General features: G+C 58.8%; 13 protein-coding genes. 7 read left to right on the top strand and 6 right to left on the bottom strand.

Annotated features, from left to right (window positions below; all coding sequences use genetic code 11):
* Positions 1-507: a signal peptidase II gene (gene lspA / locus OR1_RS03880; protein WP_041970125.1), complete on the top strand. Its 507-nt coding sequence runs from the start codon at positions 1-3 to the stop codon at positions 505-507.
* Here lspA and OR1_RS03875 read toward each other — a convergent pair.
* From OR1_RS03875 to OR1_RS03860, 4 genes are all read right to left on the bottom strand, one after another.
* Complete coding sequence (locus OR1_RS03875; RefSeq protein WP_041970124.1) at positions 500-1,507, bottom strand: glycosyltransferase; 1,008 nt, start codon at positions 1,505-1,507, stop codon at positions 500-502. The genes lspA and OR1_RS03875 overlap by 8 nt on opposite strands.
* A gap of 5 nt (positions 1,508-1,512) precedes the next feature.
* Positions 1,513-1,908, bottom strand: a complete 396-nt coding sequence (gene ybgC, locus OR1_RS03870) for a tol-pal system-associated acyl-CoA thioesterase (RefSeq protein ID WP_041970123.1) — start codon at positions 1,906-1,908, stop codon at positions 1,513-1,515.
* Between the two features lie 90 nt (positions 1,909-1,998).
* Positions 1,999-2,283, bottom strand: a complete 285-nt coding sequence (locus tag OR1_RS03865; protein ID WP_041970121.1) for an HU family DNA-binding protein — start codon at positions 2,281-2,283, stop codon at positions 1,999-2,001.
* A gap of 339 nt (positions 2,284-2,622) precedes the next feature.
* Positions 2,623-5,061: a penicillin-binding protein 1A gene (locus OR1_RS03860; protein ID WP_041970119.1), complete on the bottom strand. Its 2,439-nt coding sequence runs from the start codon at positions 5,059-5,061 to the stop codon at positions 2,623-2,625.
* Positions 5,062-5,194: 133 nt separating this feature from the next.
* Between OR1_RS03860 and OR1_RS03855 the strand changes: the two genes are divergently transcribed.
* Complete coding sequence (locus OR1_RS03855) at positions 5,195-6,208, top strand: DUF3187 family protein (RefSeq protein WP_041970118.1); 1,014 nt, start codon at positions 5,195-5,197, stop codon at positions 6,206-6,208.
* 74 nt (positions 6,209-6,282) lie between these two features.
* Here OR1_RS03855 and OR1_RS03850 read toward each other — a convergent pair whose 3' ends face one another.
* Positions 6,283-7,197 carry a cytochrome c gene (locus tag OR1_RS03850; RefSeq protein ID WP_041970117.1) on the bottom strand — a complete coding sequence of 305 codons (915 nt, stop codon included), beginning with the start codon at positions 7,195-7,197 and terminating at the stop codon, positions 6,283-6,285.
* A 212-nt stretch (positions 7,198-7,409) separates the two neighbouring features.
* Between OR1_RS03850 and OR1_RS03845 the strand changes: the two genes are divergently transcribed.
* Genes OR1_RS03845 through OR1_RS03830 form a run of 5 tightly spaced genes read left to right on the top strand, consistent with a single transcriptional unit; the run spans position 7,410 to position 11,337 of the window.
* Complete coding sequence (locus OR1_RS03845; RefSeq protein WP_052440242.1) at positions 7,410-8,471, top strand: L-dopachrome tautomerase-related protein; 1,062 nt, start codon at positions 7,410-7,412, stop codon at positions 8,469-8,471.
* A gap of 31 nt (positions 8,472-8,502) precedes the next feature.
* Entirely contained in the window at positions 8,503-8,934 is a 432-nt protein-coding gene (gene queF / locus OR1_RS03840; protein ID WP_041970116.1) for a preQ(1) synthase, read from the top strand.
* Between the two features lie 54 nt (positions 8,935-8,988).
* The gene (locus tag OR1_RS20565) at positions 8,989-10,011 is read left to right on the top strand and encodes a FecR family protein (RefSeq protein ID WP_052440241.1); all 1,023 of its coding nucleotides are present in this window, start codon (positions 8,989-8,991) and stop codon (positions 10,009-10,011) included.
* Positions 9,908-10,867, top strand: coding sequence for a hypothetical protein (locus OR1_RS20560; RefSeq protein ID WP_152609800.1), 960 nt, complete (start codon positions 9,908-9,910; stop codon positions 10,865-10,867). The genes OR1_RS20565 and OR1_RS20560 overlap by 104 nt, the downstream gene beginning before the upstream one ends.
* Entirely contained in the window at positions 10,864-11,337 is a 474-nt protein-coding gene (locus OR1_RS03830; protein ID WP_052440239.1) for a glycine zipper 2TM domain-containing protein, read from the top strand. The genes OR1_RS20560 and OR1_RS03830 overlap by 4 nt, the downstream gene beginning before the upstream one ends.
* A gap of 92 nt (positions 11,338-11,429) precedes the next feature.
* Here OR1_RS03830 and OR1_RS03825 read toward each other — a convergent pair whose 3' ends face one another.
* On the bottom strand, positions 11,430-12,335 hold the full coding sequence (locus OR1_RS03825; protein ID WP_162483603.1) for a DMT family transporter: 906 nt from the start codon (positions 12,333-12,335) through the stop codon (positions 11,430-11,432).
* Positions 12,336-12,377 lie beyond the last annotated feature (42 nt).

Genomic DNA, 12,377 nt, shown 5'->3' with positions numbered 1-12,377 from the left:
ATGTCCGGGAACAGACCGAATTACCTGATCCTGCTCCTGGTGTCGCTGGTCTCGCTGATTATTGACCAGGCGACCAAGGCCTATATCGACCGGGTCATGGACATCCACCAGTCCTTTCCGGTACTGCGCGACCTGTTCAGCATCACGTACGTGCGCAACAAAGGCGCGGCGTTCGGGTTTCTCGCCAACACCAGCTTCCGGATCCCGTTCTTTATCTTTGTCTCCGTGGTGGCGGTTTTCGTGATCCTGTTTGCCTATCGCAAGCTGCGGCCGGACCAGAAACTCGCCCAGGTATCCCTGGCCCTGATCCTTTCCGGCGCGGTGGGGAACCTGATCGACCGGGTGCGGCTCGGCGAGGTGATCGACTTCCTGGATGTATACTGGAAGACCTACCACTGGCCGGCCTTCAACATAGCAGACTCGGCCATCTGCATCGGCGTTTTCCTGCTGGCCGTCGACATGCTCCGTGAGGAGAGCCGTCAGAAAAAGGCGCTCTCCTCTAAGTAACGCAGACGAAATCCACTCCCTCAGCCAGACCACGCCCTGCAGCCCATTTCCTTATCTCCCCGCGCGCCCCGCGGGTGCCGATCGTCACCAGCATCGGGCCGCTTCCCGGCGTAACGCTATGCTCAGCCACTACCGGCGCGCCGTGCAGAACCTTCCCCACCTTGCGCGGGTCAAGATCCACCCACCTGCTGACTGCGATCCCCTGCTCTGCCAGCGCCTTGCGCCAGGCCCGCCCTTCGATCCCGGCGCCGATAAGGGTTACGGCCTTGTGTCCGTCCAGGTAGCCGTTTTTGAGATGATGCGCCTTGCACCGCCGGAACGCCTCAGCCGTGTATTCGGCCATGGTCCGGGTGGAGCGCTCGGGCCGGTCGCGCCAGAAGAACAGGACCTCAGCAAGCCGCGCAAACCGGCAACCATCCGCAGCGAGCCGCAGCCAGAGATCGTAATCCTCGGCCCACCCCGGATCGCGATACCCCCCGGCCGATTCCAGCACACTTTTCCGGGCCATCACGCCTGGGTGCACAAACGGCGATTCGACAAACAGGTCAGCCATGACCTGTTCATGGGTCAGGAGCCGGTTCTGCCACTCTTCGTAGGCGAGCATCCCGACCTTCAGGTGTTGGCGGGGAAAATGCCGGAACGAGCAGGCAACCAGCCCCACATCCGGGTTTTCCGTCAGAAACCGCTGTTGCCGGTCAAGCCGGCACGGATGACTGACATCGTCCCCGTCCATGCGGGCAACCAGTTTACCGCGACAGTTGGTGAGCCCTAAATTAAGGGCCTCTACGAGCCCTTTCCCCGGATTTGTCAATACCCGGATGCGGCTGTCGCTATGGCTGGCCTCGGCAAGGATCTCCGGGGTTGCATCGGAAGAGCCGTCATCGACGACCACCAGTTCCCAATCACCACAGGTCTGGGCATACAGGGACGCCAGGGCAGCGCGGACGTACCTGGCCTCGTTCCTCACCGGCATCAGTATGGAGATTGCAGGTAGCCGCATACTTTTCAACTGCCGCTGTCAATGGCGTTTAACAGCTCTAGCGGCAGCCTCCTGGCTTTCATTCCGGGACGGACGCACGCCAGGGTAACCGACGCCTCGACCAGAACTTTACTGTCCGCGATTTTGACAATCCGCTGCCGCAAGGTGAATGAGCTCTTCCCGGCCCGGACCACTTCTGTCTCTACCCGCAACAGGTCGTCAAGAACTGCCGGGGCGCGATAATCGATTTCAATCCTCACCACCGGGAATATGCAGCCGGCATCGGCCAGTTCCCGTACCGATACGCCCCGGTCCCGCAGAAACTCGGTGCGCCCCCGTTCCAGATACCCCAGGTAGTTGGCGTGATAGACAACCCCGCCCGCGTCGGTATCCTCATAGTAAATCCTGATTTCGGCACTCATCTAAACCCCGTGGAATTCATCAAAAAAAACCCCGCCTGTTGCGGGGTGATTTTTTATATTTAATGCCGTCAACTGGAAGGTAACAGATTGTTACTTCTTCTTGGAGGCAACTGCATCCTTGAGAGCCTTGCCCGGACGGAACTTGGGCACTTTGGCTGCGGCGATCTTGATTTCCTTGCCGGTCTGCGGATTGCGGCCGGTGCGGGCCTTGCGGGTGGAAACTTCGAAGCTGCCAAAGCCTACAAGAGTAACCCTGTCACCTTTCTTGAGAGCGGCGCTTACGGAGCTAATGAATGCGCCAACTGCCTTCTCGGCTGCTGCCTTAGTCAAACCAGCGGACTTTGCTACTGCCTCAACGAGTTCTGCTTTAGTCATGATTAACCCTCCTTGCTAAAGTTGATGTTGCGACTACTATAGACCGAAATTTCCCTAATGCAAGGGGGTATGTAAAGTTTTTTTTTGGCAGCGCTTGACCCATGCGGTTTGCCGCAGTGCTGTCCCTGTACATCTTCACTACATGGGGGATCAAGAACTAATGTGCCTCCTATCTCACCAGTACCGCAGCAATACGAGCCCACAACTCATATCACATTGAAAATACAAGAGTTTACCTCCTGGCCAGACATTAACAAGAGGTAACAAGTTACGAAAAACGCACCACCGGCACTGTGCAACCTCGCACTGCACCTATGCTTTACCCCGCCTGCTTCCCAGTCAATTATCAGAGTCGGTTGAAGAAGGTTCGGTCCCGGATACGAAACATTCCGTGACCGAACCCTCGCTCCCCTCCCGGGCGATACGGCCGGTTCGCGGGTCGATCAGGGCAAACGTGACATTGGGCGGGACCTTGAAATCCTCGACCGGCACCCCGCTAAGGGCCTTTTGCATGAATTCCGTCCAGATCGGGGCAGCTGCCTGGCCCCCCGACCCCCCGGCCCCGAGCGATTTTTCCTGATCGTATCCAACCCAGACGCCTGCCACCAGCTGCGGGACAAACCCGATAAACCAGGCGTCCTTCATATCGTTGGTTGTGCCGGTCTTGCCGGCAACGGGACGTCCCAGAGCCCTCGCCCTCTGGCCGGTACCGCTGGAGACAACGCTTTCCATCAAATTTGTCATGACATAGGCCGTTTCCGGGGACATAACCGGTACCGGATCAAGCGGATTGGCGGCAGGCGCCGTGGTCACAAGACCTGTGGAGGGAATCGTCAGATTGACTGCCGATGTGGCAGCGCCGAAAACAGGAATGCGGGGCGTTTGCACCTCCTCCAGCACCCTGCCTTCGGAATCGGTAACTTTTGTGACATAGTAGGGGGTCGGCCGATAACCGCCGGAGGCAATGGTAGCATAGGCTGTCGTGAGCTCCAGCGGCGTAATGCTCGATGAGCCGAGGGCAAGGGTCAGGTTCGCATCAAGCGGGGAGGTTATCCCCAGTTTTTTCGCGGTCTCGATGGCGGTGTTGACGCCGATCTGTTCCAGGATCTTCACGCTCACGACGTTGATGGAGTTGGTCAACGCCTCGCGCATGGTCACACTGCCTCGATAAATGTTGTCGTAATTCTTCGGCTTCCAGGCCTTTTCCTTGCCGCTTTCGTACTCGACCGGCGAATCGTCGAAAATGGTGGCCGCGGTCAACCCCTTCTCCAGGGCAGCCGAATATATGATCGGCTTAAAGGCCGACCCGGGGTTGCGCTTGGCCTGAACCGCCCGGTTAAACTGGCTCTTTTTAAAATCATACCCGCCGACAAGCGCCTTTACCCCGCCGGTTCTTGGATCGATGGCCACGATCGCAGCCTGGGCCAGAGGGGTCTGGTCAAGGGCCAGGACAGCCCCGGTCTTGTTGACATCTGAAACCAGCACGCTCACCTCGATGACTGCTCCCAGTGCCAGCCCCTTCCCTTTTTCATCCGGCTTCCCGAAGCTGTCGGCCATGGCGACTTTTCCGGCCCACCCCATGTTCTTGCGCGACAGGATTCCGGTTCGCTCGCCGACCCTTACGGTGATGTCGCCTCGCACCGCATCGATCTTGGCTACTACCCCCTGATAGGTGCTCCCCAGCCGGAGGGAGGCGCCTTCTATCCCGTCCTCCACCTGCCTGCAGAACGGATCGACCTCGCTTTCCGCAAGATACTTCAGCGGCCCGCGGAATCCCTGGCGCTTATCGACCTCTTTCAGGCCGTGCAGGACTGCTTCGTATGCCCCTTTCTGCATCTCGGCATTCATGGTCGTGTAAATCTTGAGACCTTCCTTGTAAAGCCGTTCTTCCCCGTATTTTGCCTCCAGCTGGATCCGGATCTGCTCCAGGAAATAGGCGGACTGCTCGCTGTTGACCTTCTTCAGCGGCTTGATGGCAATGGCGGTCTCCCTGGCGTGCACGGCTTCGGCCTCGGTTATGTAACCCTCCTTGACCATCCGCTCCAGGACGTAGTGCTGGCGCTCCTTGGCCTTGTCCATATGCTTTATCGGCGAATAGGAATTGGGCGCCTTGGGGAGCCCGGCCAGCATGGCGATCTCGGCCAGGTTCAACTGGTCCACACCTTTGCCGAAATAGGTCTCTGCAGCCAGCTGCACGCCGTAGGCGCCGGCGCCGAGATAAATCTGGTTGAGATAGATATACAGTATCTCGTCCTTTGAAAGCTTCTTTTCCATCCTGCTCGCCAGGATGGCTTCCTTGATCTTCCGGGAATAACTCTTTTCCGGCGTCAGCAGCATCGACTTGGCCACCTGCTGGGTAATTGTGGATGCCCCCTCTTTTTTCCGCATCGAAATGACATTCTTTACCGCAGCCCGGACAATGCCGAAATAGTCGATTCCCTTGTGCTGGAAGAAGTTTGAGTCCTCTGCGGCAACAAATGCCTGAATCAGCTTCCGGGGGATCTTGTCGACCGGCACCACGGTCCTGCGCTCCAGGAAGAATTCGCCGACCAGGCTGCCGTCATCACCAAGCACCTGGGTCACGATCGGCGGCTTGTAGTCCGCAAGCCGATCGACCTTGGGCAGCTTTGCCAGCATATAGTAGAACCACCCGGTAAAACCGAGCAGCAAGATAATCGCGACCCCTGCAACCCCAATGGCCAAAGTCTTGAAGGTGTCGCCCTTCTGCCGGCGCGACACTTTATGCTCCATCTGTTGCCTACCCTGGTACATCTTCATAAAACCCTCATAGTGCGATCAGATGACAAAGCCTTTTAAAGCGGCTCATTATCGCAGATTGGTTGCTGATTTCAAGTAGAATCAAACCGCTTCTCCGGTTGCCCGGATCTCGAATTCGGCTACAATTACCCCCATGAGATATCTATTCTGTGTATCCGCCCTGCTGTTGTCATTACTGTCAGGATCAGAACCGTCAGCCGCTGCCGATCCTCTCCCCGTCACCCCTTTGCATACTGCCGACCGAAGCCCGCTGGTGCAGATCTTCGGCCTTCCTGAGCCCGGGGCGGCACTGATCAAGGGACCAGGCAGGGGCGAGGCCGGCCTTTTTTTCGACGTTGCCAGCAATTATGCCGCAGAGGAGACGTCTCACGAGAGACTCATCCTTGACGGCGAGGCGTATCGAGTGACACTGGCCTGCCGCTACGGCCTTGGAACTCGCGCCGAAGCCGGTCTTGAACTCCCTTTTGTGGGGCACGGCGGCGGGATTTTCGACAGCTTCATCGAAGGGTGGCATGACTTCTTCGGACTCCCGCAAGGAGGGAGGAAAGAAGCCCCCCGCAACCGGCTGCTGTACAGCTACGCCGACAACGGCACGGAACGGTTGCGACTGGACGATTCCGGGTTCGGGATCGGAGACATCAGGATTAACGGGGGGTATCAACTGTATAAAAGCGGTGCTTCGGGTTCCGGGGCCGTTGCCCTGCGCGGCAGCCTGAAGCTTCCCACCGGCGACAGCCACAGGCTGCGCGGCAGCGGCAGCGTGGATACCGCTCTCTGGCTGGACCTGAGCGATGACTACCAAATACCGATCGGACATCTGACCCTGTTCGGTTCAGCAGGGGGCATGGCCATGACCAGAGGGAACGTACTCCCTGATCAGCAACGCTCCCTCGCAGCCTTCGGCACCCTCGGTGCCGGATGGGCTCCGACTAACTGGATTGCCTTTATCATGCAATTTTCCGGTCATACCCCGTTTTACCAGGGTAGCGACCTCAAAGAGCTGTCGGCAAACTCCCTGCAGCTACACAGCGGCGGCACCCTGCGCCTTCCCGGCAGCCTGCTGCTGGATATCGCCGTTTCCGAGGACATCGCGGTCAACACCGCTCCTGATGTCACCCTCCATCTGGCGTTACGCCGGCCGTTCTGAGCAGCGACCTTCCGGACAAAAAAAGGGCCGCGACATCGAGTCGCGGCCCTTTTCATTTCACTAAACTGCGTGCCCTATTTCCTTTTCTTGGCGGCCGGAGCAGGTGCAGCCGGTGCGGGCTGAGCCTTGAAGCTGTTCAGGTCGTGAGCGATGCTGTGGCAGTAACCGCATTTCGGGAACTTGGCAAGCATCGAAGCCGGGTGCGGAGTGCCGTGGCAGCTCTGGCACTGCGGGATCATCTTGTGCTTGGCCTGGTGACAGGCAACGCAGCTCAGGTTCTTATGTTTGAAGGCGCTGGCGGTGAGCAGGTTGTATGCAGCCTTGTGGCATGCGGCGCAGTCCTTGGACGGAGTCTGATTGCCGTAAGCAACTGCCTTGGGCATATGGGCCTGGTGGCACTTTTTGCAATCGGCCTGGGTCATCTCCTTGGAATGCGGCTTGTGACACAGGACGCACTCGGGGATCTTACCGTGGGTATCGTGGCAGAAGGTGCAGGCAAGCGCGGTGTGCTTGCTCTTGTTCTCCCTGAGCTTTACTATCTGCTGGGTGTGGCAGGTAAGGCAAGGATCGGTGATATTGCGCCCCATCTTGATGTTGAGCGGGGTATGCGGGTTGCTGTGACAGGTGTTGCATCCGGCCAGCTTGTAGTGCGGCTTGCCTTCATGACACTGGCTGCAGAGCGGGATGATCTTCCGCACTGTCGGCGGATGGCCGGCGTGGCAGTCCTGGCAACCGATCGCGCTCTTGTGCTTGCCGCCGTTTGCCGCGATATCCGCAGGCGCCTTGGCATGGCATTTTGCGCAGTCTTCGTTCAGCAGCTTGGGTCCCTGGGCCGGTTTCGCAGCTGCCGGGGCAGCCTTTGCCGGTGCAGCGGCCTGAGCCTTCGCTGCAGGGGCAGCGGGCGCACCGGCGGCGAAAGCCAGTCCATGCAGGGATACCATGGCAAGCCCTGCAATAGCAGCAATCCATGTTTTCGTTTTGGTATTCATTGTTTCCCTCCTCTATGTATTATGATGTAAAACACCCATTTTACCTGTTTTTTGCGCCGCAGATTGTGTCATGATTACTAAAGATAGTCAATGAGAAACTGGACAGCATTTTGACGACCGCCGGCCATTAAGAACCTTGACAGTCAACCGTTCTGTTGTTAATACCGAAGAAACTCTGATATAACAAATAATATGCTGTTTACGAGGTGATTTTGTTCTGCTTCCGGCTCATTGCAATCCTGGCACTGCTCCTGTCGGCGGGGTGCGCCCTGCCTGACCACGGACCGCTGATCATCCGCCACGAACTCATGGAAATTGCCAGCACCGATCGCCAATGGACCGGCATCGCGATCTCGCGTGAAGGACGTAAATTCGTCTCCTTCCCGCGCTGGAACGAGTCCGTGGTCATGTCTGTCGGTGAAATCCTCGCTGACGGGTCAATCATTCCGTATCCGGATTCGGAATGGAACCGCTGGTTCGGCAGTGAACCCCGGAACCGGTTAGTCTGTGCGCAGAGCGTCTACGTAGATGACGCGAACTTCCTCTGGATTCTCGACTCTGCCAATCCGCGCTTCCAAGGAGTTATCAGCGGTGGAGCCAAGCTCCTGAAGGTCGATCTCCGGAATAACAAGGTGATGCAGACCATACGGTTCGGGGCGCCTGTAATTCATGAAAACAGTTACCTGAACGATATCCGCATCGATACCCGGAGTGGACATGCCTTTATTTCCGATTCAGGCAGCCCGGGGCTGATCGTTGTTAATCTGGCCACCGGCCTTGCCTGGCGGGTGCTTGACAACGACATCTCAACTACCGCCGAGGATATAGAACTGTCAATAAACGGCATGAAATGGCTACTTCCGGACGGTGAAACCCCGCGCGTCCATATCGACGGCATCGCCATCGACCCCAGCGGCGAGTATCTCTATTTCAAGGCGCTTACCGGGCGCACCTTATACCGCATCAAGCTTCTCTGGCTGCTCGACGAGAACATTGCCGCCCGCGAACTGCCGAAAAAGGTGGAAAACCTGGGGCAGACCGTGGCAAGCGACGGCCTGGAGTTTGATCGCAGCGCCAGGCTGTATTTCACGGCAATAGAAGATAGTGCCATCAAGAGAAGGCTTCCGGACGGCACCCTGGAGACGGTGACCAAGGACAATCGCCTGCAATGGCCCGACAGCATGGCATTGGCGCCCGACGGCAGCTTTTACGTTACCACCTCCCGCATCCACCTGGGAGAGGGTCCGTACAAGATTTTCCGGTTCACTCCGTAGCTTACGACCATAAAACGAGGGGAATCCGATCATGAAGCTCCATGAAAATCTAAAGGCCCTGGGAAATGCAGGCACTGTTTATTGTTATGACAATCCGGACCCGGCCTTGCTCGAAGCCTTTCCCAGTCCGTTCAGCGTCAATGAACTGAACCCGGCCGGCGCAATCGGGACGATCCACATCGAATGCCCCGAATTCACTTGCCTCTGCCCCCTGACTGGCCAGCCCGATTTCGCCAAGATCGTCATCGACTACCGGCCCGACAAGCTCTGCGTGGAAAGCAAGAGCCTCAAGCTGTACCTGGGCTCGTTCCGGATGTTCGGGGAGTTCCACGAAGCCGGGGTCAACAGGATCTGCAACGACCTGGTCAAGCTCCTTTCCCCGATCAGCCTGACTGTCCGCGGCGAATTCACCCCGCGCGGCGGCATCCCGTTCTGGCCCACCGCCGAATATCGCTCCCCTTAACATCCGCTGTCAACCTTACGGACAGCAACGCGTTGAAAGGGTCAGGAGGTTCACATGAAAAGACTGGTTATCATCTCCGTTACAATCGCATTGACCTTGATCCCGCTCTTTGCCCATGCCTCAGCGGGAATGGCCCGCCTCACCCTGACCCAGGGCGACGTTCTCCTCTTTGATAATGAAAGCAACGACTGGGTGCCGGCCGCCGTAAACACGCCGATCGAAGAAGGGGACAGGATCTGGTGTCCGGAAGCTGCCAAAGCGGAAATCCAACTGAAAAGCGGCAGTGTCATCCGTCTCGGCTCAAAGACCAGCATTGATGTTGTCCGCCTCAGTGACGACGAACAACAGGTCTACCTCGGCTCGGGCCGCCTTTATGCCCGGACAGCGCCGGATGACCGGGAGCTGCAGATAGACACCGAAGACGCAACCGTCAGCCTCGGGAGAAAAAGCCGCGTCCATGTCGATATCCTGGGCGGCGAGAACCCGGACACCGAGGTATCGGTGCTCAAAGGCTCGGCGTATGTCGAGGGGAGTTCCGGGAAAACCCGTGTCCGATCCGGCGAGGACCTGATTTTTTCTGAAAACGGCGCCGAAATTGCCCAGCTCAATCCGCCTGACAAATGGGAGCTCTGGAATGCGGACCGGGATCGGAAGAGCTCCCGCAAAGCGGCAAATCACCATCTCCCCGAAGAACTCGTGATTTATGAAGATGAACTGGCAGCAAACGGAGAGTGGGTCCAGGTTGAGGATTACGGCTATGCCTGGCGGCCGACCATCGTTGCAGAGGCTGACTGGGTGCCTTACCAGCAGGGGCGATGGGTCTGGCGCCGGGGCGGCTATGTCTGGATTGCCTCGGAACCATGGGGATGGGCGCCCCATCACTACGGCCGCTGGTATCACAGCACGAGATACGGCTGGTGCTGGGTTCCGCCGCGCCGCGGACGTCTACTGGTCCCCGGGATACGTGGCCTGGGTGGATACGCAACGCGACCTGGCCTGGGTACCGCTGGCACCGGGCGAAACCTATTACGGTTACGGATCCTTCGGCAGTCTCAGCATCAATATAACCAGTGTTGACCGTCGCTCGGTCGTAAGGCCGATCGTAAACTACCGCAATACCCGCGTCAGGAATGCGGTAACGGTCATTGAGAGAAGCGCCTTTGCCACCGGCAGAGGTAAACCGCGGCAAGGGCGGCCAGTCGGCTTTGAACGCTACCAGGGACTGACAGCGCCGCCGCAAATACGGCCCATTGCCCGCGAGGCACGGATGCCCGAGGTGCGCAGGGTAACTGCCGGCAGCACCCCGCCCCCGGCAATCTTGCGAAGCCACCCTGCGCCGCTTAAGGATCGCTTTCCACGCCTGGAGCGGGATCGGCGCGGCATATCCCCAGACAGGCAACCGCAGGCAGTCCGGGACCGCCAGAAAGCTCCTGATAACAGGCAGCAACCGGTACAGCAGCGTGTTGCGCCCACGCCTCAGGCGCAGCCGGCAAGAGGTATCCCTGCACCACAAACACCATCCAGGGTAACACCGGCACCACAGGCACAGCAGCCGGCCAGAGTGACGCCGGCCCCTGCGCCTCCGCAAAAGCCCGATAAAGATCACGCCACCCAGGATCGACGCCAACGCGAGGCAGTGCAGCCAATAGAGCGGCCAACTCAGGCAACGCCGGAAAAGAGTGTCAGGCCCCAGGGAAAACCCGCCCCAATGGAAGGCCGTACCGAGAGTCGTCCGATCGTCCGCGAGCGACAGCCGCAGGCAGAGCAGAAGCCGGCCCCTACACCTGCCGTCCGCACCGATGCCAAGACCAAACAGCCGCGACGGGTCTGGCAGATAGCCCCGCGCGAAACGCCGAAAGAGGCGCAACCTGGCGAGAAACCGCAACGGGAGCAGAAGGAACAGAGACCGCAACGGGAAAGGGAGGGGAAATGAACAGATCCAAGATCAGGGTTGTTGCTGCCGCCTGCATCGCTTCCCTGCTGCTTGCAGGTTGCGCGACCCAGCGCCAGACTGCCGGCAGTACAGTGGGCGGCGCATACGGCGGGATAGTCGGCGCAATTCTCGACTCGAAAAACCCCTGGCGTGGCGGAGTGATCGGGGCCGCACTGGGGGCCATTGCCGGAGCGACCATTGCCGACGTGTCGGCGCAGGGCGCGCACCAGGCGGCATCCGCAGGCAGGCCGGTCGAATACCGCACCGAAGACCGGCGCGGCCACTACTATGCCGAGCCGGAGGGATATGATAATGTGCGCAAATGCCGCAGGGTGCGGGAAAAAGTTTACGTCGAGGGACAGCTGGTAAAGAGGCGGACCGTGCTTTACTGCGACCAACCCGCCCCGCCACCGCCCCCCCGCTACCGTTACGACCGCCGCAACGACCGGTACGAGAACGATGACGATTGAGCGATTCCAGCCGTAGCGATTAAAAAGGACCGCCCGTCTGTGAGCGGTCCTTTTTTATGGAATCCGAACTTCAAATAGATCCGATTGAAGTTTTACCCCTTATACCGCTCCTGCAGGCGCCGTTCCAGCAACAGCCGGAACAACAGCGGCGCCAGTACCGCCATAAATATGAGGCCGCAACCGATCCATTCCCGCGCCTCCAATCGTTCCCCGAGAAAAATGATCCCTGCCAGCAGGCTCCAGACCGGATCGAGGGTGTAGATGAGCCCGGCCCTGGTGGGGGTCGTATACCCCTGATAGTTGTTCTGCAGCGTGAAACAGAGCACCGTCGGAAAGATCGCGCAATAGACGAGCGAAAGCGCGCCGGTCGTGCCGATGACGTATGCCGGCGCGCCGGTTGCCAGCGCCGCAATCCCGGACATGGTTGCAACCGTTACGAACTGGACCAGGGAGATGAGGTAAACGTCGTCGTTACGAAGGACTTTTGAAACCGATATGATGTGGATGGCGATGAATGCCGCGCAGAGGGTCGATATGGAATCTCCCCGGTTGAACCCGGCGCCGCCCGAGGCGAGCAGCCCGATGCCGGCCACGGCCAAGGCGATTCCCGCCATGTTCACCCGCCCTACCCGGTCCCTCCAGACCAGGGCGCAGATCAGTGGGATGAACAGCACGAACATGTTGTTCAGTATTCCGGCCCGGGAGATGCTGGTACCGCTGACACCGAAGACAAACGTCAGGTTGGTCAAACCCAGAGCCACACCTACAGTCGCGCCCCGCCGGAGGATGTCCGGCGTCATCCCCTTCAGACGGTTCGCGCACAGTGCAAGCATGATGAGCGCTGCCAGCGAAAACCGGATGAAGACAAAATGGACCGGCGGGACCTCTCTGAGCCCCAGCTTGTTGAACAGGAAGCTCCCCCCCCAGAAAAAAGTGGTAAGCACCAGGAATGAATAAACCTTGAGCGGCGAAGGGGAAGCGTTCTGTGGGCTGTTAATGTTCACGGGCATCTGCAAGATACACAGGTTGACTTGCCGGTG

It is taken from the genome of Geobacter sp. OR-1, assembly GCF_000813145.1.
Lineage (GTDB): Bacteria > Desulfobacterota > Desulfuromonadia > Geobacterales > DSM-12255 > Geoanaerobacter.
This window is presented reverse-complemented; position numbering and strand designations above follow the sequence as displayed.

Coding starts and splice junctions, on each gene's coding strand:
- lspA (WP_041970125.1), top strand. CDS start 1: ATGTCCGGGAACAGACCGAATTACCTGATCCTGCTCCTGGTGTCGCTG.
- OR1_RS03875 (WP_041970124.1), bottom strand. CDS start 1,507: ATGCGGCTACCTGCAATCTCCATACTGATGCCGGTGAGGAACGAGGCC.
- ybgC (WP_041970123.1), bottom strand. CDS start 1,908: ATGAGTGCCGAAATCAGGATTTACTATGAGGATACCGACGCGGGCGGG.
- OR1_RS03865 (WP_041970121.1), bottom strand. CDS start 2,283: ATGACTAAAGCAGAACTCGTTGAGGCAGTAGCAAAGTCCGCTGGTTTG.
- OR1_RS03860 (WP_041970119.1), bottom strand. CDS start 5,061: ATGAAGATGTACCAGGGTAGGCAACAGATGGAGCATAAAGTGTCGCGC.
- OR1_RS03855 (WP_041970118.1), top strand. CDS start 5,195: ATGAGATATCTATTCTGTGTATCCGCCCTGCTGTTGTCATTACTGTCA.
- OR1_RS03850 (WP_041970117.1), bottom strand. CDS start 7,197: ATGAATACCAAAACGAAAACATGGATTGCTGCTATTGCAGGGCTTGCC.
- queF (WP_041970116.1), top strand. CDS start 8,503: ATGAAGCTCCATGAAAATCTAAAGGCCCTGGGAAATGCAGGCACTGTT.
- OR1_RS20565 (WP_052440241.1), top strand. CDS start 8,989: ATGAAAAGACTGGTTATCATCTCCGTTACAATCGCATTGACCTTGATC.
- OR1_RS03830 (WP_052440239.1), top strand. CDS start 10,864: ATGAACAGATCCAAGATCAGGGTTGTTGCTGCCGCCTGCATCGCTTCC.